Raw genomic sequence first — 21755 nt, forward strand, 5'->3', positions numbered from 1 at the left:
GCGCAGCTCCAGACCCGAGCCGGTTTGGAGGGGTTGAGGGCCGCCCGTTGTCGCCGCGCTAGCGGAACGTGTCCTTGAGCGTCTCGCGCAGCAGCGCCTTCTGCACCTTGCCCATGCTGTTGCGCGGCAGTTCGTCGACGACGAACACCCGCTTCGGCGCCTTGAACTTCGCCAGCCTCCCCTCGAGCGCGGCGAGCACCCCCTCTTCCGTCACCGCGGCCCCCGGGCGGATCGCGACGACCGCGGTCACGCCCTCGCCGAAGTCGGGATGCGGCAGGCCGATGACCGCGCTCTCGAGCACGCCCTCGATCGCGTCGATCTCGCTCTCCACCTCCTTCGGATAGACGTTGAAGCCGCCGGAGATGACGAGGTCCTTGGCGCGCCCGACGATGTGGACGTAGCCGTCGGGGTCGAAAAGGCCGAGGTCGCCGGTGATGAACCAGCCGTCGGGGCGAAACTCCTGCGCGGTCTTCTCCGGCATCCGCCAGTAGCCCTTGAAGACGTTCGGCCCCTTGACCTCGATGACGCCGATCTCGCCCGCCGGCAGCGGCGCGCCGCGCTCGGGCTCGGCGATGCGCACGCCGACGCCCGGCAGGGGCAAGCCCACCGTCCCCGCCCTGCGCTCGCCGTCGTAGGGGTTCGAGGTGATCATGTTGGTCTCGGTCATGCCGTAGCGCTCGAGGATGGCGAATCCGGTGCGCTCGCGCCAGGCCGCGTGGGTCTCGGCGAGCAGCGGCGCCGATCCGGACACGAACAGGCGCATGCCGGCCGCGACCGCGCGGGTCAGGCCCGGATGATCGAGCAGGCGGGTGTAGAAGGTCGGCACCCCCATCAGCGCGGTCGCGTCCGCCATGGCGGCGAGCACGGCGTCGGGATCGAAGCGGTTCTGGTAGATCATCGTCGCGCCGGCGAGCAGCGCCGTGTTCACCGCGACGAACAGGCCGTGGGTGTGGAAGACCGGCAGCGCGTGGATCAGCCGGTCCGCATCCGTGAAGCGCCAGCAGTCCACCAGCGTCAGCGCGTTCGACGCCAGGTTTTCATGCGTCAGCATCGCGCCCTTGGAGCGTCCGGTCGTGCCCGAAGTATAGAGGATGGCGGCCAGATCGTCGGCGCGGCGTGGGACCGTTTCGAAGTCCGGCGCGGAGGCCGCGATTCGCTCCGCCAACGTCCCGTCCCGCGCGGCGCCGAGGCTCTCGACCGCGCTCAGGCCGAGCCGGCGGGCGAGGTCGCGCACGGCCGCGAGCGAGGCCGGGCGGCAGACGGTCAGCGCCGGCTCGGCGTCGCTCAGGAAATACTCGAGCTCGGGGAGCGTATAGGCGGTGTTGAGCGGCAGCAGCGCGGCGCCCGCCCGGAGGCAGGCGAGCGCCAGCACGATCACGTCGGTCGACTTGTCGACCTGCGCGGCCACCCGGTCGCCGGGTTCGACCCCGAGCGCGACCAGCGCGTTGGCGGCCCTGGCCGAGCGCTCGAACAGCGCCGCGTAGGTCAGCGAGGTGGCGTCGGACGTCTCCAGCGCCATCTGGTCGGGTCGACCGCTGCGCGCGACGATGAGCTCGAACAGGTTTGCGGAAGGCATCGACGCGGCATCCTCGAACACGTTCGCGGCGGCGGGACGCCGCCCCGGATCGGCCAATCTAGCTCGGCGCGCGCCAATGCGCGACCCTGGGGCGATCGCTCCTTGTCAAAGCCGAGCCCGGGCGCGTAAGTCGCGTTCGGGCTCGGGAGGTGAACGAATGGCGACAACGGAAAAGGCGCTGCGCGAACAGGTCGTCGCGGCGGCGGCCCGGATCGCCGGGGCCGGTTTCGGGGGCGCCGCTGGCGGCGACATTTCGGCGCGCGGCGGCGATTCGATCGTGATCACGCCCAGCGGGGCGGCCTATCCGTCGCTCAGGCCGACGATGCTGGCGACGATGTCGCTCGCGGGCGAGTACGGCGCCTGGAAGGGGCCGACCAAGCCCGCGAGCGAGTGGCGCATCCATCTCGACATCGCCCGCGCCCGCCCCGACGTCGGCGCCGTCGTGCGCTTCCAGCCGCCGTACGCCACCGCGCTGGCGATGGCGCACAAGTCGATCCCGGCCGCCCATTCGATGATCGCCCTGTTCGGCGCGGCCGAGATCGCCTGCACCAAATATGCGCCGATCGGAACGCGGGAGCTCGCGGATCTGGCGGTCGAGGCGCTCGGCGAGGGGCACGCGGCGCTGCTCGGCAATTACGGCGCGGTGACGACGGGCGGCACGCTCGAGGCGGCGCTCGCCCGCGCCTTCGAACTCGAGACGCTGGCCCGGCTGTACGCGATCGCGCTGTCGATCGGGCGGCCGCGGGTGCTCGCCGAGGAGGAGGTGTTCCGGATCGCCGACCGGCTCAAGACCGCGGGCTCGGACATCGAGGCGCGCGTCGAAGCCCTCGCCGCGGAGCCCGCCTCGCCCGCGAAGGCGAAACCGAAGATCAAGGGCGCCGCGCGCGTCCCCGCCAAGCGGAAGCGGATCGCAGGCAAGCGCGGCAAGGCATGAAAGCCGCCTGAGCGGGCGGGTGTCGACAAGGCGCGGGTGTCGGTCGTGCGCCGCAGCGGCCAGCGGCCAGCGGCCAGCGGCCAGCGGCAGCGGTTGCTCGGGGATTCCTCGGCAGGCAAATCTGCACAAAGCTTGACCAATTGGTCAGACTTCTGCGACCGGGTCCTGCTCGACCCCTACCATCCCATTGAACAAACAAGGAAAAATAGTTGGCACGCGGCTTGCGTGGAGGGGCCGCCGGCAAGCGGCTCTGCCGAACCATGCCTTTTTGAAGATCATAAAGGCCGAAAAAGGGATGCCCAATGACGCTGATGAACGTGCCCATCATTGATCTGACCCCGTACCGGACAGGGACTTCGGCCGAGAAGGAGCGGGTCGCAGCGCAGGTCGGACAGGCATGCCGCGACATCGGCTTCCTGGTCGTCTCCGGCCATGGGATTTCCGAGACCCTGATCGACGAAACCTATGACATGGCCAAGGCGTTCTTCGCCCTGCCGCTCGCCGAGAAAGCCAAAAGCGACCGGCCGGCGGTGGATCAGGTCCGCGGCTACAGCGCGGTGGGCGGCGAAGGCCTTTCCTACAGCCTCGACGAGCCGGCGCCGCCGGATCTCAAGGAAAGCTTCTCGATCGGGCCGACCGACGCGCCTCCGAACGATCCCTATTACACGGGTCCGCAAGCCGGGCCTCACTTCGCGCCGAATGTCTGGCCCGAGAGGCCGGCCCGGCTGAAGGCTGTGTGCACCGAATACTTCGCCGCGGTGGATCGGCTGGCGACCGACATCATGCGCCTGTTCGCGATCTCGCTCGGGCTGGACGAACACTACTTCGATAAGACAATCGACAAGAACATCTCCATGCTGCGCTTGATGCAATATCCGCGGCAAACGAGCGACCCGCTCCCCGGTCAGCTGCGCGCCGGCGCGCACTCCGATTACGGCAGCATGACCATCCTGCGCAAAGAAGTCGGCGACGGCGGGTTGGAGGTGAAGAACAAGGCGGGCGCATGGACTCCAGTCCCGGTCGTCGCCGGTACGTTCATCGTCAACATCGGCGATCTCATGCAGCAGTGGACCAACGACTTGTGGACGTCCACGTTGCACAGGGTCGTCAACCCGCCGCTCGCGTCGGAGGAAAACCGCGATCGAATATCGATCATATTCTTCCATCAGCCGAATTACGACGCGATGGTCGAGTGTCTTCCGACCTGTCTCGCGCCCGGCGAGACGCCGAAGTACGCGCCGGTTTCGTCTGGCGACAATCTGCTGAGCAAGTTCGTCAAGCAGACCACCCTGGGGCAGGGCAAGGCGGCGTGAGCCGGTCGTCTGGCTGCGCGCGCCCTGCGCGGGGCCGTAAGCCGCTTACAGAGTAACCTGATCGCGGAGCGACGGGTCCCGTCTTCCGCCGCACCCGAGTGAGCTTGATGGCGAAACTATCCTACGTCAACATCTTTGCCCAAGACATCGTGGCGTTGTCCGGCTTCTACAAGGAAGTCTTCGATTTCATGGAGATCCCAGAAATCCGGTCGCCGATCTTCGTCGGCCTGAACACTGGGCTCAGTTGTCTCGGGTTCAATGCGCCCGAGGCTTATGGTCTCCTGAAGCTCGCGGATCACGCCGACGCGACAGGGGTGAAGTTTCTCCTCAACATCGACGTCGACACGGCCGAGGATGTCGACCGCCTTACGCCCATAGCCGTTTCCAAAGGCGCGAAACTCGTCAAAGAACCCTACAAGACATACTACAACTGGTATCAATCCGTGCTGCTCGATCCGGAAGGCAACGTTTTCCGGATCAACAAGATGCTTTGACTTCGTTCCGCCCTAACCCTCACTCAGCCTCGGAGCTCTTTGGAATGTCCTTACCCACGAAAGCTGTCGCTCTGGCCGCAGCGAGCGCTGTCGCCTGGTCCTCCGTCGCCTTGACCGCCTCGGCTCTGGCCGACGTCTTCAAGATCGACGGACCGCCGAAGGTCGCGATCATCCTCTTCGGGCCGAAGAACGATGGCGGCTGGAGTCAGGCCTTCGAGGAGGCGCGCCCGGAACTCGAAAAGATCATCGGCGCCAAAATTCCGGTGGTCGAAAAGGTGCCGGAAGATTCCTCGGCGATCACCCCGCCGGCCGAGCGTTTCATCCAGCGCGGCTACAACGTCATCATCGGCACCGCGTTCGGGTATTCGGACACGTTCAAGAAGCTCTCGGAAGAGCATCCGAAGGTCGCCTTCCTCGACGCTTCCGGCATCACCAACGGCCCCAATCTCGAATCCTTCTACGGCCGCACCTACGAGAGCCAGTACCTGTGCGGAATGGCCGCGGCGGCGGCCTCCAAGACCGGCAAGCTCGGGTTCGTGGCGGCAAACCCGCTTCCGGTCGTGAACTGGACCATCAACGCCTACGAGATGGGCGCGAAGGCGATCAATCCCGATGCGACCCTGACGGTGGTGTTCACCGGAGCGTGGAATGATCCGGTGAAGGAGCGCGCCGCGACCACCGCCCTGATCGACCAGGGCGCCGACGTGATCGGCCAGCACGTCGATACGCCGACGCCGCAAATCGTCGCGCAGGAGCGCGGGGTCTACGGCACCGGCCATCACCGCGACCTGGCTGAATTTGCGCCGAAGGCGACGCAGTGCTCGTCCGTCTGGACCTGGGCGAAGTTCCTCGGCCCCACGCTCGAGAGCATCAAGGCCGGAACGTGGGCGCCCTCGCCCTACGGCGCGTTCCCGGGGATCAAGCAAGGCGGCACCGATATCGCCTGCTGCGGCTCCGCCGTGTCCGAGGACAACAAGAAGAAAATTCTCGCCGCGCGTCAGGACATCATCGACGGGAAGAATGCGATCTTCGTCGGGCCGCTCGCCGACCGGGACGGCAAGGAGCGCATCGCGGCCGGCGCGACCCTTTCCGACGCGGACCTCTGGAAGATGGACTGGTTCATCCCCGGCGTCATCTCGCAGAAATGATTCGGCCGGGGGAGAAGCGCGGACGCTTCTCCTCCCTGCCTTTAACCCGCGCGTCCGGCTTCCGCCCATGCGCCCGGATTCCGGACCGAGAGGCCGCATGACTGACCGCACATGACCCCCGCCCTCGCCCTCGATGCGATCGACAAGTCTTTCGACGGATTTCGGGCGCTGGACCAGGCGCGTTTCGTCGCGAACGCGGGCGAAATTCATGCCCTGCTCGGAGAGAACGGCGCCGGCAAGTCCACGCTGATGAATGTCGCCTGCGGCTTGTACACGCCCGATTCCGGTACGATGCGGCTTTTCGGCGCCCCGACGCGACTGTCCGGTCCGCGCGACGCGGCCGCGCACGGCATCGGCATGGTGCACCAGCATTTCAAGCTGGTTCGCCCCTTTTCCATTCTGGAGAACGTTCTTCTCTCGCGCCCTCCGGCCGCGGGCGACGGGGCGCCCTACAGCCGTCAGGCTCGGTCCGTCGCGCAGGCGATCGCGGCCAAGGCCGAGTTGCTCGGCGCGAAAGTCGATCCGCGCGCGCGCGTCGACTCGCTCTCCATCGCCGAGCAGCAGCGCGTCGAAGTGATCAAGGCGCTGGTGGCCGGCGCCCGCATCCTCATCCTCGACGAGCCGACGGCCGTCCTGACCGACCAGGAGGCCGAGCGGCTGCTGCAGACCCTGCGCCGGCTCGCCCGCGACGGCGCGACGATCGTCCTCGTCACGCACAAGCTCGCCGACGTCAAACGCTTCGCCGACACGGTCACGATCATGCGCGGCGGCAAGACGGTGGCCGAACTGGACCCCTCGCAAGCCTCGATCGAGGAGCTGACCCGGCTCACGGTCGGCGACGCTCTGCCGGCCCTTCCCAACGAACAGCCGCATTTCGGCAGGCGTCGTCTCGAAGCGCTCGATCTGACGGTGCGCCGCGCCGACGGCGCTCCCGCCGTCGATCGCGTGTCGTTCTTCGTGCGCGCGGGAGAGATCTACGGGCTCGCCGGCGTCTCCGGCAACGGACAGAGCGAATTGGCGGAACTTCTCATGGGGGTGCGAACGCCCGATTCCGGGCTGATCCAGTTCGAAGACAGCGGCGAGGCGTTCTCGGCGCCGCGCCCGGCGGCGCTGCGCAGCGACGGCGCCGCCTTCATCCCCGCCGACCGCTATCGCTTCGCGCTCGCCGGCGCCCTGTCCGTCACGGACAACTTCGCCATCGCCGGCCTTCGGCGCGGACGCTATGGCGGCTGGGCCTGGACGAACATCGGCCGGATGAGGGCCGAGACAAAAGAGGCCATTCGCGCGTTCGACGTTCAGGGGGTGCGCAGCCTCGCCCAGAAGGCGGCGCTCCTGTCCGGCGGCAACGCGCAAAAGCTGGTGATCGCCCGGGAGTTCTCCGACGCCCCGGGCGTCGTCGTCGCCCAGAGCCCCAGCCGCGGCCTCGACGCGCGCGCGACCGCCGCCGTCCACGCGCGGCTCAAGGCCGCCGCGGATCGCGGCGCGGCCGTTCTGCTCGTCAGCGACGATCTGGACGAAGTTCTCAAGCTTTCGAACCGCGTCGGCGTCATGGCCTCGGGCCGGCTCGCGGCTGAATTCGAACAGCCTTTCGATCGGCAAGAGGTTGGGCGGGCGATGGTGACGCATGGCTGAAGCAAGCTCGCCCGGGGCGCCCCCGGCCGGCGCGTCGCGCGGCTTCGGGCGGCTCACCATCGAGGTGCGCCGCTCGGTCAGTCCGCAGCTCAGGATCGGCGCCCTGGCCGGGGCGATCGCGATCGGTCTGACGATCTCCGCGATCGCGCTCGTTCTGGCGGGCGTCCCGGCGAGCGACCTCGCCCAGGAATTTATCGTCGCCACCCTGTTCGACCCGACGAACCTGAAAGCCGTGTTCGTCCAGGCGGCGCCGCTCGTGCTCGTCGGCCTGTCTGCGGCGATGGCCTTTCGCGTCCGGTTCTGGAACCTGGGCATCGAAGGACAGATGATCTTCGGCGGCGTCGGCGCGACCGCCGTTTCGCTCGCTCACGCGGGGCCCGACTCCACGCGCCTCGTCGCGATGTTCGTAGCGGCGATGCTTGCCGGCGCCGCCTGGGCGGCGATACCGGCGGCGCTGAAACTGCTCATGAACGTCAATGAAATCATCTCGACGCTGCTGCTGAATTATGTCGCCTCCGACATCCTGCTGCACTTGCTCTATGGCGTCTGGAAGGACCAGGACGGCTTCCCCCATTCGCTCAAATATTCCGCTTCGGAGCTCATTCCGGACATCCTGCCCGGCGCCAATGGCGGGCTCGTCATTGCCGCCGCGGCGGCGGCGCTCCTCGTGGTCGTGACTGCGCGCAGTCGCGCCGGCGTCTACATGCGCTTCGTCAGCGCGAGCCCGAGCGTCGCCGAGGCGCTCGGCGTGCCGGTCCGACCGCTGGTCTTCTCGACGGTGCTCCTGTCGGGGGCGCTCGCGGCGGTCGCGGGCTTCGTCGTCGCGAGCAGCCAGGAGGGGCGCCTCACGCAATCCTTCTATCAGGGCTATGGCGTATCGGGCGTGCTGATCGGCTTTTTGGCGCGCAACAACCCGTTCGCGGCGGCGATCGTCGGGGTGCTGATGGCGACGCTGGTCATCGCCGGACAGAACCTGCAGGTCTTCTACGGCATCCCGCAATCGATGGTTCAGTTGATCCAGGCCGTGATCGTCATGTGCGTCGCGGCGTCCGATTTCCTGACCGTCCACCGACTGCACTGGGCTCGATAGAGCGATGCTGCAATTCCTCGTCACCTGGCTCGCGACCACGCCGTCTCTCGCGGTTCCCTACGCGCTGGGGGCCGTCGGCCTCATCCTCTCGGAGCGCGCGGGCGTTCTCAACCTGACGGCCGAAGGACTGATGTTGATCGGCGCGGTCTCGGCGGCCGGCGCCGTTCTGTCGTTTCACGCGCCGCCCTTGCTCGGAATGGCCGTCGGCATGGCCGCCGCGGCATTCGTTTCCCTGCTGTTCGCGGCGCTGGTCATCACCTTCCGGGCCAATCAGGTGATCGCGGGTCTCGTCACGGTGTTTTTCTGTCAGGGCCTGTCGAGTCTGCTCGGCGCCCAGTTCGGCTGGACGAGCAAGGCCTTTTCCGGGCTCGGTCCCGTCCCCTTCGGCCCGCTGGCGACCATTCCGGTTCTCGGTCCCATCGTCTTTGGGCAAGACCTGGTCGCCTACCTGGTCGTGCCGATCCTTTTCGTCGTCTCGGTCGTCCTCGGCCGCACGCGGGCCGGCCTCAACCTGCGCGCGGTCGGCGAGAACCCGGAAGCGGCGGACGCCGCCGGCGTCAGCGTTCCGATCACGCGCTTCCTCGCCGTCATCGCGGGCAGCGCGCTGATCGGACTCGCCGGCGCCTATATCTCCGTCGCCAGCGTCAAGATCTGGATCGACGACATGACCGCCGGCCGCGGCTGGATCGCGGTCGCGCTGGTCATTTTCGCGCGCTGGAATCCGTGGCGCGCCCTGTTCGGCGCCGTGCTGTTCGGCGCCATTCAGGCGATCATCCCCAAGCTGGCCGCGGCGGGCGTCATGCTGCCGCAATATCTCGTGCTCACCACGCCCTATCTCGCGACCCTCGCCGTCATGATCTGGGTCTCCATCGCTCGCCGCCATGCGCCGGGCGACGAGCCGGGCGCGCTCGGGCGCCCCTATGTCCGCGAGGAGCGGGTGTGAGCGTTTCGGCCTCTTGCAACGAGGGACGCGATCGATGGAAGGCTACGTCTACACCGTCAAACGCCAATTGCCGCCCCGTTTCGCCGAGTTCGTCTCCCTGGCCCATACGGTCGCGATCTCGATCGACCTGCACCGGGGCCATCTGTCCGAGGACCCGGATTGTCCCTGCCCCGCTCCGCGCGCCCGCGACGTCGTCGAGGGCGTGAACCGCTTTCACGTCGCCGCACGGCGCCTCGGCGTGCCGGTCATTCACGTTCGCAGCACGTTGCGGGCGGGAGGCGTCGATGACGTGAACGGGGTTCCTTCCGCCTGGCGCATCACGTTTCCCCTCCATGTCGGCGACATCCCGAACGCGGGTGCGCATGCGCTGGCGGGCAGCCGCTGGACAGAGTTCGTCACCGAGGTCGCGCCCGGAGACCTGATCGTCGACGGCAAGAAGCGACTGTCCGCCTTCTATCCGACCGATCTCGACTTCCTGCTGCGCAACCTGGGCGCCAAGCGCGTCGTGCTGACCGGCTGCATGACGGATTGCTGCGTGCTCAACACGGCTTTCGACGCCTCCAATCTCGGCTACCGCGTGACCGTGCTGGCCGACCTGGTTCGCGGAACCGACGAGACATTGGAAGCGGCCGCGCTCGCCATGATCTCCCTGCACATCGGCGTCGTCGCCGACAGCGGCGATCTCCTCGCGGAATGGCGGCGCGCCGGCGCCGGCGTTCGCCCCTGAGCGCGCCATATCAGATGCGGCGAGATATTGATTTTCGTAAAACAGAATTCATGCCATATTCCGAGCCTGCTGTCTGAGATTTGAACACCAAACCCGGCAAGGGGCTTCGACCGTCGCGGAGAGCCTGGGCGCAAATGCAACCCTTTGAAAACCTTGAACCTCAGGAGGGGCTTGCTCAAGCTGGCGTCGATTCGGCGCAGGCGCCCCGGCGGCGCGGGCGCTGCGGCGTCCGGAAGAGCGCACGAGCTCGCCGCCTCCGCTCGCGACACCCGCCTCGTCAACGTTGATTTAGGTTATGCGTATCTCCGAGGCGGACGCCGAAGAACGCCGTCATCGCGAGCGAAGCGCTGGGCTGCTGTTTGGGCTCGTGGACCGCCACGCCGTCCCTCGGGCTTCGTTGCGAGCAGAAGACGGAGCAATCCTCGCAAAATGGACGCAAACGGCGTCGTGGATTGCTTCTTCGCTTTGCTCCTCGCAATGACGGGGTTGGGAGTTGCTTCGTGACAGATTTGTACGCTTATGTCGTTGATCGTTGAGCCGGCGCCAGGACAGCAACGTCCCGGCCCCGCGGTTCGGAGGCGTCGGTTGCGGGGTCTACGGCCCCTCCCCGAACCGCCGTTTCACCCGTTCCACCTGGTCGGGCGGCACCCGCACCGTCAGACGCAGACCGTCGTCGGAATCGGCGCGGCTCATCACCTCGGCGTGTTCGTAGAGCCAGTGCAGGCCGCGGCCGTCGGAGGGGTCGAGGGTCAGTTCGACCAGGGTGCGGCCGCGGGCGAGGCGGTCCTCGATCGCCGCCATCAGCCGGTCGATCCCCTCGCCGGTCTTGGCCGACACCGCGAGCGCCGCCGGGGCCGCCTCCTCGTCGTGATCGATCGCGGCGCGCGCGCCGGCGTCGAGCTTGTCGAGCTTGTTCCACACCTCGATCAGCCGGTCGGCGCGGTCGGCGATGCCGAGTTCCTCCAGGATCGTCTCGACGTCATGGGCTTGCGCCTCGCTGTCGATGTGGGAGATGTCGCGCACGTGGACGATCACGTCGGCGGCCCGCACCTCTTCCAGCGTGGCGCGGAAGGCGGAGATCAGCATGGTCGGCAGATCGGAGATGAAGCCGACGGTGTCGGATAGAATCGCCGCGCCGCCGTGCGGCAGCTTGATCAGCCGCATGGTCGGGTCGAGGGTGGCGAACAGCATGTCGGCCGCCATCACCTCAGCCCGGGTCAGGCGGTTGAACAACGTCGACTTGCCGGCGTTGGTGTAGCCGACCAACGCCACGACCGGATAGGGCACGTCGGCCCGGCTCGCCCGGTGCAGGGCGCGGGTGCGTTTGACCTGATCGAGCTCGCGCTCGATCCGCACCATCCGCTCGGAGATCAGGCGCCGGTCGGTCTCGATCTGGGTTTCGCCGGGGCCGCCGAGGAAGCCGAAGCCGCCGCGCTGGCGCTCGAGATGGGTCCACGAGCGCACCAGCCGCGATTTTTGGTACGCGAGATGGGCCAATTCCACCTGAAGGGCGCCCTCGGCCGTTCGCGCGCGCCGGCCAAAAATCTCGAGGATCAGCCCGGTGCGGTCGATCACCTTGCAGCCGAAGGCTTTTTCGAGGTTGCGCTGCTGCACTGGCGAGAGCGCGCAATCCATCACCACGAGGTCGATTTCGTCGGCCTTGACCGCCTCGGCGATCGCCTCGACCTTGCCCTTGCCGAGATAGGTGGCGGGGCGAATCGCCGACAGCGAGACGATCTCGGCGCCGACGACGTCGAGGTCGATGGCGCGCGCGAGTCCGACCGCCTCGTCGGAACGCGCTTCAGGCGTTCGCAAGGGGCCCGATTCGCCCGAGGGTGCGCGGGTGAGGATGGGGCAGACGACACGGGAGCGCGTGCCGGATGCGGCGGCGCGCTCCCTGGTGTCGACGGCGTCGCGACTTTGCGCGGCAGTCAGATCAATGGGCGTCGGACCCCTCCTCCACAGCCTCGAACATGGTGATCGGGCTGGCGGGCATGATGGTCGAGATGGCGTGCTTGTAGACGAGCTGCGAATGGCCGTCCCTGCGCAGCAGCACGCAGAAATTGTCGAACCAGGTCACGAACCCCTGCAACTTCACCCCATTGACCAGAAAGATCGTCACCGATGTTTTCGACTTGCGGACATGATTGAGAAACGTGTCCTGGAGGTTTTGCGCCTTCTCTGTCGGCATGACTCTTTTCCATTTTGCCGGGCCCCTGCCCGGTTCTGTTATTGGAACCCCATGCGCGCCTTTTTGTGACGCGCCCGAACAGCCTAGCACGGTTCGCGGCGCTGCGACAGATCAGCCGAACCCCCGGCGTGATAAGGGCGTTTGCGGGACGAGCGCCTGAGCCCGGGCGGTTCGGCGCCCATCCGTTCCGGCCGCGGTTCGGGTCTGCAAGGTCCAGCCTTCGGAAATCCCCAGACGATTCCTTGACGCCAATATTTGTTTTTATTATGTTCAATATCTTAAAGGAAAAAGCTGGGAAGAGCGGTGGCGTGTCGGGCTGATGGGATGACGAGACACGGGAGTATTGAAATGAGCGACACTCGATATTCTTCTCATTCGATAAGCGAGCTTCTTCACATATTCACGAAATCATGTCTTGCTCAGTACGATACAGATATCACAGATGATATTGATACTTATAATCGTGAATTCCGGACTCTTGTCGATATCAAGAACGAATTGCAATCACGCGGACCGGCGGCGCGCCGCCAATTGACGCGTCTTTTGAATGATTCGAACAAGCAGGTGCGCATTCAGGCAGCGAAATTCGTCTATCCAGTCGCGCGCCCGGAAGCGACGAAATGTCTGCAAGACCTCGCGGCCGGCCCTTTCCCAGACGACCAGGTTTTTGACGCAAAGATGACCTTGCGGCGTCTGGAAGAAGTCCCGGATTGCCTTGACCATTAAGGCGGCATTGCGGGGCGTTTCCCCGATCCACAGTGCTCGGCGGTCCTCGTCCGCAACCGGTGAGAGGCGCCGCGAAAAGCATTGAGAAACGGCGGCGCGTTGGACTGATGGGATTGCGAGCTATTGGAGTCTTGAGATGAACATCCCGAATTACGATTCGCTTTCTATTGATGACCTCATCGATAGATTTGAGAAATAGTGCCTGATGCAGTACGACACGGACATCACGGGACCCGGCTGTCCTCGTCCACAGCCGGTGAGAGCCGCTGCAAGGAACGTGTTGAGGAGCGACGGCGCGCTGGATTGATGGGATTGCAAGATATCGGAGTCATGAGATGAGCGACGCGCGATATTCATCGCTTTCGATAGAGGATCTTCTTCATCAATTCGAGAAATCATGTCTGATTCAGTACGATACATATATTGATGATGACCTCGATGTTTATAACCGCGAGTTCCAAACGCTGGGAAATATCAAGAGCGAACTGCAATCGCGAGGCCCGCTCGCGCGTCGCGCCTTGTTACGTCTGTCAGAGAACAGAAACAAACAAGTGCGACTCATGGCCGCCAAACACGTCTATCCGGTCGCGAAAGAGGAAGCGACGAAATGTCTGCAGGAGCTCGCGGCCGGCCCTTTCCCAGACGACCAGGTTTTCGACGCCAGGATGACCTTGCGTCGTCTGGAAGAGGTTCCGGACTGCCTCGACCATTGAGCTGGTTTGCGGTCTCAATGAGAGCCCGGTCGATGGTCAGACTGCTCTCGTTCAATCGAGGATCCCCGCCTTCGGACGCTGGAGTTTTCCTTCGGAGTCGCCCGCCATCGGCGCCGGCGTTTGGCGGTGAATTTCACGACCGCTCGGCCCGCTCCCGAAAAGCCCGCCGCAGCGCCAGCGCGACCGGCCCGGGTTTCCCCTCGCCGATCGGCCGGCCGTCCAGCGACACCACCGGCATGGCGATCGTGGTCGCGCTGGAGAAAAACGCCTCGCGGGCGGCGAACGCCTCGGCGACCGTGAACGGCCGCGTCTCGAGCGTCAGCCCCAGACCGCCCGCGATGGCGACGAGCGCCGCGCGGGTGACGCCGTGCAGGATCGAATCGTCCGCCTGCCGCGTCGTCAACGCGCCGCCCGCCGAAACGATCCAGGCGTTGGTGGAGGCGCCCTCGGTGACGAAGTTGTCGCGGTCGACGAACCAAGCCTCGTAGGCGCCCGCGTCGCGCGCGGCCTGCTTGGCCAGCACGTTGGGCAGGAGTTGCAGCGTCTTGATGTCGGGGCGCGCCCAGCGAACCTCGGGGACGGTGACGACCGCGACGCCCGCGGCCGCCCGGGCGGCGATCGCCGCGGGGTCGAGCGAGCGGGCCGCGACCACGAGGCCGGGCCTGACGCCGGGCGGCGGAAAGCCGTGATCGCGCCGCGCGGCGCCGCGGCTCGCCTGGATGTAGACGAGGCCGTGGGCGACGCGGTTCCGGCGCACGACCTCGCGCATCACCAGACGCAGCGCCTCGCGGCCGATCGGCCAGCCGATCCGCAGCGCCGCGAGCGAGCGGTCGAGGCGGTCGAGATGGCGCGTCTCCTCGATCAGCGCGCCGTCGTGCACCTCGCAGACCTCGTAGACGCCGTCGCCGAAGGTGAACGCCCGGTCGTCGACTGAAACGGACGCCTCGGCCTGCTCGCGATAGCGGCCGTTGACATAAACGATGCGCGACACCCGCCCTCCTTCGCGAGCCTGCTCGATGACCGGCCGCTGCGAATCCAGGCAGACCACCCCGGCGCCCGCAACGCGCCCGACGGCGACCCGCTTCCGATGATCGCGATTTGACCGATATCGACTCGAGGGTCCACTCCTTATTGCGCCGACGCCCGAGCGCGCCGGGACGGCTCGCTGTCGAGCCTCCGACCGGAGCGCCGAATTGGCCTGGATCGAGCGGCTGGCCATCCCCGACGAGTTCGCGTTGCTTGTCATCCGGTCCGGCGCGCGTGCGTTCGCGGAAAACTGGCCGTCCGACGAAGACGTGTCGCCGTCGCCCCAGAGTTTCGTGAAGGACTGCGCGTGAATCGCATCGACCAAACAGGCAAGGCGGCCTGACAAGTTTCGTCGCGGATGCGCCATTCGGCAACCCAGAGCAATTTTGAATGGCTGAAACTCTTGGAACTGCCGGCCATGCGCGCAAGGCCGAGATCGGTGGCGTCGGCGAGCAGCGCCGTCATCAACGCCAAACCATCTTCGGCGGGCGCTCCCGTTCGCAGATGACCGAACCGATCGGCGAATCCTGTCCAACCATGCACTTCGGCGAGAAGCTCGGTGATGCGCAGGCGCGGCAACATGCCGTAGAGCCGCCGCGCGATGACCTCGGATTCGTCGCTCTCGATTTTGCGGATCGGGCTGATCGAATGGCCTTCGGCAGTAATGACGGCTTCGCTGAGTTTGCCGGCCACCGCAAGTGCATCGATTTCCTGGAGGCGTGAATCGAGAAGCTTCACCCGTTCGGTGCGCCAATCGTCGAAACGATCGGCGACGGCGAGCCGCAACTCGCCGGCGCGTCGCCGCGCCGCGAATGTCTCAGGTGGCAAGAGAAAGTCATCGAAGGCGCGGAACGCGCGGCTGCAGTCAACCCAAAAGTCGCCGGATCGCAGGCGGTCGCGCAGCATCATCATGGCTGCAACCTCATAGGCGCGACGATCTAGCTAGGGTCGCGCCGGTTGCGACGAGCTTTCGCCACGACGGTTTGAGAAATGCCGTCGTCGCGCTCGGCGGTAATTTTCTTTGATCTTTCGCGTGAACGTCGCGCAACACGTCGAGCGCGGCGAGCAACGGGTCGCCGAATTTCCAGGAGCGGCCGAAATCGCCCGCCTGCTCAAAATTCACCGAGGAACCGTCTCACGGATCGCTTCTCAGGCCCGGCTTACCGCGAAGCTGGCCACACCGCCCTAAAGCGCGCTTTTTTTTGAGGTTTCCGCGACGCCCGTTCTCGGAAATATTGGAGCGACTGATCGGCTCGCCTACCCGCAACCCATCCTTGTCACATTCGATCCCACCGGGAAAAAGACGAAAAAACCTGACACCCGGAAATTGGTTCACAGGGCAAACGCGCGCAGACTTTTGTTATTAGAACATAACATGAACTCCTTGGCAAGAACTTCACACGCAATTTCGCGCTGCCGGATCGCGGCAATGGCTCCCGGGCGCCGCTCAGCGTGAGCCAGCCTCAAATCCTTAGCGTATTATTTCGGGAAGATTCCAAGATGACCCCGATCCTGCGGAGCGGAGAGCCTCCCATCCTCTGCGGCCGCCGCAACCAAGGCGTCGATGAACAATCTGACGCGCGGCGAGAGGTGGCGATGGCTGGGGTAGACGATGCGAATGTCCTTGCGGTCGACGTCCCAGTCGGACAAGACGCGGACAAGGCGTCCATTTTCGACGTCCTCGGCGCACAGGAAGCTCGGGATGGCCGCGATCCCCGCGCCGGCGAGCGCCGCAGCCTGCGCCATCATGATCGAACTCAGCCTCAGTCGTCCGCGCGCTTCGACGCGTTGCACGTCGCCGCCACGCTCGAAGATCCACATGGCTCCGCTCGCAAAGCCGTCCGCCGCCGCCTCCCGGATGACGCAGTCGTGGGCGGACACGTCCCGCGGCGCCAGCGGCGCGCCCCGTGCGCTCAGATAGGACGGGGCGGCGCAGCACCAGGTTCGGCCGCCGCTGAGGACACGGGAAATCAACGTCGAGTCCATCTCGGAGGCGGAGACCACGACGGCGACGTCGAAGCCCTCTTCGAGCAAGTTCACCCTGCGATCCGAGGCGACGACCTCGACCTCGACCTCCGGGTATCGCCGGGAGAAGGCGGCGGCGACGGCGGCGACGACCGACTGTCCCAGGAGATGCGACGTCGCGACCCGCAGGATTCCCCGCGGGGACGTCGCCAGGTCCCTGATCGCAACGGTCGCCTCCTCCAGCTCCGCGAGGATCCGGGCGCAGCGCTCGTAGTAGGCAGCGCCGGCGCTGGTCGGGCGAAGAACTCTCGTCGTGCGCTCGAGCAGACGAACGCCCAGGGCCGCCTCCAGTCGGGCGACGCGCTGGCTGACTGTGGACCTGGGAAGTCCCAGCGCCCTCGAGGCGGCGGCGAAGTGACCCGAGCGAACCACAGCGACGAACGTCGCCATGGCGTCGAGATCAATCATTGTCCCATTCCATTGGCGAGTGTATCCATTTCTGGATATCTTGTCCGATCTGTTCATCGAATGCAAATGAGGCCCGGGCGAGGGATGGCTCGTGGAGGCCTATCATGATGAATGCGTTGATCGTCGACCCGAACGGGCGACGTGGCTTGCGGTTCGGCGAAGTCGCCGAACCGACGCCGACTGCCGGTCAAGCCCTCGTCGAAGTGCGCGCGATCTCGTTCAACTGGGGCGAGCTCAGTTTTCTGCATCACATGCACCGGCCCGGCGACGTGCCGGGTTGGGACGCCGCCGGGGTCGTCGTGCGCGCCGCCGCCGACGGGTCCGGTCCTGCGCCGGGAACGCGCGTTACGACGGCTGGCTGGAACGGAGCGTGGGCCGAGTTGCGCGCTGTCGACGCCGGAGAGCTCGCGCCGCTTCCCGCCGACATGGATTTCGGAGCGGCGAGCGCCCTTCCGGCGGCGGGCGTGACGGCGCTCCGGGCGCTCCGCTCGCTCGGCTCGGTCGTGGGCCGGAGGGTGTTGGTGACCGGGGCTTCCGGCGGCGTCGGCGGCTTCGCGGTGCAGCTGGCGCGGCGCGCCGGCGCCCATGTTGTCGCCAGCGTGAGCGGCGAAGGCCGCGGCGAGACTCTGCGCAAGCTGGGGGCGCGGGAGGTCGTCGTCGGCCTGGATGCTGTCGTCGAGCCGTTTCACGGCGTTCTCGACACCATCGGAGGCGCCGTTCTGACGAGGGCGTTCCAGTTCGTCGCCCCGGGGGGCACGCTCGTCAGCATAGGAAACGCGTCGTTGCAGCCGAGCACGATCGATTTCGAGCAAGAGCGCGCGCGCGGCGGGGGCCGCCGCATCGAGGTCTTTACGGTCGGAGGCGCAGGCTACGGACCCGACCTTGCCGATTTGGTGGAGCTGGTGTCGCTCGGAGAGCTCGACCCGCAGATCGGCTGGCGCGGAGACTGGCGGCAGGCGGCGGATGCAGCGGACGCCTTGCTGGAGCGCCGCGTTCGCGGCAAGGTCGTTCTCGACCTTCAAAGAGACGAATGAAGGTTTGAAAGTCCTTCCCGGGCGGCGAGGACGCGACCACCCGTTCTCTGCGACGACCCCGGGGCGGCCGACCGTCGCGAGCGCCGGCCGGCTGCGCCCCTACGACTCCACCCCGAGCGACTTCAGCTTGCGGTGCAGCGCCGAGCGCTCCATGCCGATGAACTCGGCGGTGCGCGAGATGTTGCCGCCGAAGCGGTTGAGCTGGGCGATCAGATAGTCGCGTTCGAAGGCTTCGCGCGCCTCGCGCAGCGGCAGGCCGAGAAGCTTCTCGCCGCCGATGCCGCTCGGCACCGCGGGCACGAGCGCGCCGACCTCGGCCGGCAGCATGGCGGCGGAAATCTCGGCGTTGGGGTCGCCGAGCGCCAGAATCATCAGCCGCTCGACGTTGTTGCGCAGCTGGCGGATGTTGCCGGGCCAGTCGTGCGACTGCAGCACCGCCATGGCGTCGCCGCCGATCCTGCGCGGCGCGACGCCCATGTTGGCGGCGGTCCGCTCCATGAAATACTGGACCAGCTCCGGGATGTCCTCACGCCGCTCGGCCAGCGTCGGCACCCGGATCGGCACCACCGACAGGCGGTGGAACAGGTCCTCGCGGAACCGCCCCTCGGTGATCGCCTCGGCGAGGTCCTGGCTGGTGGAGGAGATGATGCGGACGTCGACGTGGACGCGCGAGGCGCCGCCGACGCGCTGAAAGTTCTGATCGACCAGCACGCGCAGGATCTTGGCCTGGGTCTCGCGCGGCATGTCGGCGACCTCGTCGAGATAGAGCGTGCCGCCGTGGGCCTCCTCGAGCGCGCCGATCCGCCGGGCGCGGCCGGGGCCCTCCTCGACGCCGAACAGCTCCGCCTCCATCGTGTCGGGCGACATCGCGGGCGCGTTGAGCACGACGAACGGCCCGTCGGCGCGGCCCGAGCGCTCGTGGATCAGCCGGGCGGCGAGCTCCTTGCCGGAGCCGGCGCCCCCGGAAATGAGCACGCGCGAGTTCGCCGGCGCCAGCTTCTCGATGATCCGTTTCAGCGCGCCGACCGCGGAGGACGAGCCGACGATCCGGTCGGCCGCGCCGCCGCGCGTGCGAAGGTCCTGCACCTCGCGCTTCAGGCGCGAGGTTTCGAGGGCGCGCTCGGCGATCAGGATCAGCCGGTCGGCCTTGAACGGCTTCTCGATGAAGTCGTAGGCGCCGAGCTTGATCGCCGTCACCGCGGTCTCGATGTTGCCGTGGCCGGAGATCATCACCACGGGGACGGTCGGATTCTGCGCCTTGATCGCCTCGAGCAGCTGCAACCCGTCGAGCTTCGAGCCCTGCAGCCAGATGTCGAGCAGGATGAGCTGCGGCCGGCGCGACTCGACCGCCGCCAGCGCCTCGTCGGAATTGCGCGCCGTGCGCGGCTGGTGGCCCTCGTCCTCGAGGATGCCCGCGACCAGTTCGCGGATGTCCTCTTCGTCGTCGACGATCAGAATGTCTGCGGCCATCAGCGTGATCCCGATTTCTCGTTCTGCGGCTCGGCCGCGTCGCCGGAGGCGCCCGCGATCCGCAATTTCATCACCACCATCGCGCCCCTGCCCCCGTCGGCCCTCGCCAGCCCGTCGATCAGGTCGACCCCGCCGCCGTGGTCCTCGAAGATCTTGACCACGATCGGCAGGCCGAGCCCCGTGCCCTCGGCGCGCGTCGTGACATAGGGCTCGATCAGGCGATTGCGGTCCTCTTTGGGGAAGCCCTTGCCGTTGTCGCTGACGGCGATCTCGATGAAGCCGCCGACGTCGGCGTCGAGCGTCACCAGGACCCGCCCCGGCTCGTGGCCTTCGCCCAGCGCATCGATCCCCTCGGACGCGTTCTTGAGCACGTTGGTCAGCGCCTGCGAGATCAGCCGCCGGTCGAAGTCGGCGGTGACCGCCGTCTCCGGCAGGCGCGTCTCGAAATCGATGTCGGCGCGCCCGACCCGCATCAGGAACACCGCCTGGCGCACGCAATCGGTCAGGTCGTCGGTCGCCGGGCGCGCCTTGGGCATGCGCGCGAACGAGGAGAACTCGTCGACCATGCGCTTGATGTCGTCGACCTGGCGGATGATCGTGTCGGTGCACTGGTCGAACACGTCCTTGCCCTCGACGATGTGGCGGCCGTAGCGGCGCTTGAGCCGCTCGGCGCTGAGCTGGATCGGGGTCAGCGGATTCTTGATCTCGTGGGCGATGCGGCGGGCGACGTCGGCCCAGGCGGCGGTGCGCTGGGCGGTGACGAGATCGCTGATGTCGTCGAGGGTGATGACCGAGCCGGCCTCGCCCCGTCCCGGGCTGCCGGTGACGCGCACGTTGAGAATCCGCTCGCGCCCGTCGCGCAGCACCGTCGCCTGGCCTTGATGCAGGCGCATGCGCAGCGAGCGCGCCTGCTCCCAGATCAGGCCGATCGAGTGCTGGACGGAGGCGAGCGGCTGGCCGACGAGGCCGCCCTCGCCGCCGAGCAGGCGCTCGGCGGCGGCGTTGGAGACGGTGATCGCGCCGTTCTTGTCGACGCCGACGACGCCGGCGGGAACGCCCGACAGCACCGCCTCGATGAAGGCGCGCCGCTCGTCGTTGAGGGCGTTGGCCGCGATCAGGCCGGTCTGCTGGCGCAGCAGCTCCGCGGTCATCTTGTTGAACGTGTCGCCGAGATGGCCGAGATCGCCGTCGGCGCGGCGGGCCGGGACCTGGACGTGCAGGTTGCCCGAGCCGACCTCGTCGGCGGCGCGGATCAGGCGGCGGATCGGCCCGACCAGCCGGTTGGCCCAGGTGAGGCCGAGCCAGATCGCGGAAAACAGCATCGTCAGGGCGAGCATCACGAAGACGGTGGCGAAGCCGAGTTCGAGGCTCGTGCGGTGCGCCTCGAACCGGCCCCACATCATCGCGACGTTGGCCGCGTCCTCGGCGACCTTCGCCGCCAGCGGATCGATGCCGCGCGCGGCGTAGAGGAACTGGTCCTCGGCCCCGGCAATCGGACGGATGGCGACGAAGATGTTGCCGGCGCCGAGGAAGCCGCACTGGTCCTCGCCGGCGAGCGCGTCCTGGAAGTCGGACGGGTCGGGGCGGGCGATCAGCCGGGTGTCCGAGCCTTCGGCGACCTCGAGCGCGGCGCCGTCGCTCTTCATCAGCGCGGCCGCCCCGAAGCCGAGGGTCTTCGCCCGCGAGGCGAAGTAGGTCTTGAACTGCGCAGGGTCGGAGCGGAGCAGCAGCGCGCTGCGGGCGATGTCGCCAGCCGTCAGCTCGACGTCGCGCAGCAGCGCGCGGCACTGGGTCTCGCGGTAGAGCCGGGTCGCCTGATCGGCCTCGTTGATGAAGCTCGCCACGTCGCCCATGAAGCGCGGGTTGATCGCCCATTCGACCGACACGGTCGCCACGACCGCGGTGACGATGGCGGGGATCGCCGCGACCAGCGAGAACAGCGCCACGAACCGGCTGTGCAGCCGCGCGCCGGCCCGCGCCGCCCGGCGCGCCGCCCTCAGCCGGTTGAGCTCGATGGCGATCAGCACGATCAGGACGAGGACGACGACGCCGTCGCCGACCAGCAGGGCCGCCACCACCGTCTGGGTCGGCAGGATCGGGGTGAAGCCGGCGAACACGAGGAAGGTCGCGAGCGCGAGCACGAACGCGCCGCCGACCGCGATCGGCCCGAACCGCGCCGTCGGCCCGCTGTCGTCGAACGGCGCCGCCCTCTGCTCGCCAGGTTTCTGTGTCGCGCCCGTCGTCAAAACCCCAGCGTCCGCCTTCCGCCCCGGCCCGATCGGAGCCCGGGCGAATCGTGGCAATC

The 21755-nt window shown here is 67.1% G+C and carries 19 protein-coding genes; 11 read left to right on the forward strand and 8 right to left on the reverse strand.

Annotated elements, in window-relative coordinates:
• Nucleotides 1-58: 58 nt before the first annotated feature.
• Nucleotides 59-1576 carry a malonate--CoA ligase gene (locus tag DFR50_RS12915; protein WP_113889792.1) on the reverse strand — a complete coding sequence of 506 codons (1518 nt, stop codon included), beginning with the start codon at nt 1574-1576 and terminating at the stop codon, nt 59-61.
• A 157-nt stretch (nt 1577-1733) separates the two neighbouring features.
• Between DFR50_RS12915 and DFR50_RS12920 the strand changes: the two genes are divergently transcribed.
• The 8 genes from DFR50_RS12920 to DFR50_RS12955 all read left to right on the forward strand — a co-directional run bounded on the left by DFR50_RS12920 (nt 1734) and on the right by DFR50_RS12955 (nt 9857).
• Nucleotides 1734-2510 carry a class II aldolase/adducin family protein gene (locus tag DFR50_RS12920; protein WP_170153195.1) on the forward strand — a complete coding sequence of 259 codons (777 nt, stop codon included), beginning with the start codon at nt 1734-1736 and terminating at the stop codon, nt 2508-2510.
• A 302-nt stretch (nt 2511-2812) separates the two neighbouring features.
• Nucleotides 2813-3823 (forward strand): isopenicillin N synthase family dioxygenase, encoded by a 1011-nt coding sequence (locus DFR50_RS12925; RefSeq protein ID WP_113889686.1) that lies wholly within the window; start codon nt 2813-2815, stop codon nt 3821-3823.
• Between the two features lie 107 nt (nt 3824-3930).
• The gene (locus DFR50_RS12930) at nt 3931-4317 is read left to right on the forward strand and encodes a VOC family protein (protein ID WP_113889687.1); all 387 of its coding nucleotides are present in this window, start codon (nt 3931-3933) and stop codon (nt 4315-4317) included.
• A 44-nt stretch (nt 4318-4361) separates the two neighbouring features.
• On the forward strand, nt 4362-5465 hold the full coding sequence (locus DFR50_RS12935) for a BMP family ABC transporter substrate-binding protein (protein ID WP_113889688.1): 1104 nt from the start codon (nt 4362-4364) through the stop codon (nt 5463-5465).
• A gap of 111 nt (nt 5466-5576) precedes the next feature.
• Nucleotides 5577-7097: an ABC transporter ATP-binding protein gene (locus DFR50_RS12940; RefSeq protein WP_113889689.1), complete on the forward strand. Its 1521-nt coding sequence runs from the start codon at nt 5577-5579 to the stop codon at nt 7095-7097.
• On the forward strand, nt 7090-8187 hold the full coding sequence (locus DFR50_RS12945; protein WP_113889690.1) for an ABC transporter permease: 1098 nt from the start codon (nt 7090-7092) through the stop codon (nt 8185-8187). The genes DFR50_RS12940 and DFR50_RS12945 overlap by 8 nt, the downstream gene beginning before the upstream one ends.
• Nucleotides 8188-8191: 4 nt before the next feature.
• On the forward strand, nt 8192-9130 hold the full coding sequence (locus DFR50_RS12950; protein WP_113889691.1) for an ABC transporter permease: 939 nt from the start codon (nt 8192-8194) through the stop codon (nt 9128-9130).
• A gap of 34 nt (nt 9131-9164) precedes the next feature.
• On the forward strand, nt 9165-9857 hold the full coding sequence (locus tag DFR50_RS12955; protein ID WP_113889692.1) for a cysteine hydrolase family protein: 693 nt from the start codon (nt 9165-9167) through the stop codon (nt 9855-9857).
• 594 nt (nt 9858-10451) lie between these two features.
• Here the strand turns inward: DFR50_RS12955 and hflX are convergent.
• Complete coding sequence (hflX, locus tag DFR50_RS12960) at nt 10452-11792, reverse strand: GTPase HflX (protein WP_245427742.1); 1341 nt, start codon at nt 11790-11792, stop codon at nt 10452-10454.
• Nucleotide 11793: 1 nt separating this feature from the next.
• Nucleotides 11794-12048 (reverse strand): RNA chaperone Hfq, encoded by a 255-nt coding sequence (hfq, locus tag DFR50_RS12965; RefSeq protein WP_113889694.1) that lies wholly within the window; start codon nt 12046-12048, stop codon nt 11794-11796.
• Between the two features lie 348 nt (nt 12049-12396).
• Here hfq and DFR50_RS12970 point away from each other — a divergent pair, with 348 nt between their 5' ends.
• Nucleotides 12397-12774, forward strand: a complete 378-nt coding sequence (locus tag DFR50_RS12970) for a DUF2019 domain-containing protein (RefSeq protein ID WP_170153196.1) — start codon at nt 12397-12399, stop codon at nt 12772-12774.
• A 335-nt stretch (nt 12775-13109) separates the two neighbouring features.
• Complete coding sequence (locus tag DFR50_RS12975; protein WP_113889696.1) at nt 13110-13487, forward strand: DUF2019 domain-containing protein; 378 nt, start codon at nt 13110-13112, stop codon at nt 13485-13487.
• 133 nt (nt 13488-13620) lie between these two features.
• On the opposite strand, the gene DFR50_RS12980 is transcribed toward DFR50_RS12975, so the two are convergent.
• The 3 genes from DFR50_RS12980 to DFR50_RS12990 all read right to left on the reverse strand — a co-directional run bounded on the left by DFR50_RS12980 (nt 13621) and on the right by DFR50_RS12990 (nt 16946).
• Nucleotides 13621-14478 (reverse strand): D-amino-acid transaminase, encoded by an 858-nt coding sequence (locus tag DFR50_RS12980; RefSeq protein ID WP_113889794.1) that lies wholly within the window; start codon nt 14476-14478, stop codon nt 13621-13623.
• Nucleotides 14479-14729: 251 nt separating this feature from the next.
• The gene (locus tag DFR50_RS12985) at nt 14730-15425 is read right to left on the reverse strand and encodes a Tn3 family transposase (protein ID WP_113889697.1); all 696 of its coding nucleotides are present in this window, start codon (nt 15423-15425) and stop codon (nt 14730-14732) included.
• Between the two features lie 567 nt (nt 15426-15992).
• Nucleotides 15993-16946: a LysR family transcriptional regulator gene (locus tag DFR50_RS12990; RefSeq protein WP_170153197.1), complete on the reverse strand. Its 954-nt coding sequence runs from the start codon at nt 16944-16946 to the stop codon at nt 15993-15995.
• 104 nt (nt 16947-17050) lie between these two features.
• Between DFR50_RS12990 and DFR50_RS12995 the strand changes: the two genes are divergently transcribed.
• Complete coding sequence (locus DFR50_RS12995) at nt 17051-17980, forward strand: zinc-binding dehydrogenase (RefSeq protein WP_210208885.1); 930 nt, start codon at nt 17051-17053, stop codon at nt 17978-17980.
• Nucleotides 17981-18079: 99 nt separating this feature from the next.
• Here DFR50_RS12995 and ntrX read toward each other — a convergent pair whose 3' ends face one another.
• The gene (gene ntrX, locus DFR50_RS13000) at nt 18080-19450 is read right to left on the reverse strand and encodes a nitrogen assimilation response regulator NtrX (RefSeq protein ID WP_113889699.1); all 1371 of its coding nucleotides are present in this window, start codon (nt 19448-19450) and stop codon (nt 18080-18082) included.
• Entirely contained in the window at nt 19450-21696 is a 2247-nt protein-coding gene (locus tag DFR50_RS13005) for a sensor histidine kinase (protein ID WP_113889700.1), read from the reverse strand. Before DFR50_RS13005 ends, ntrX begins: the two co-directional genes overlap by 1 nt.
• Between the last annotated feature and the right edge of the window lie 59 nt (nt 21697-21755).

The organism is Roseiarcus fermentans, from assembly GCF_003315135.1.
Lineage (GTDB): Bacteria > Pseudomonadota > Alphaproteobacteria > Rhizobiales > Beijerinckiaceae > Roseiarcus > Roseiarcus fermentans.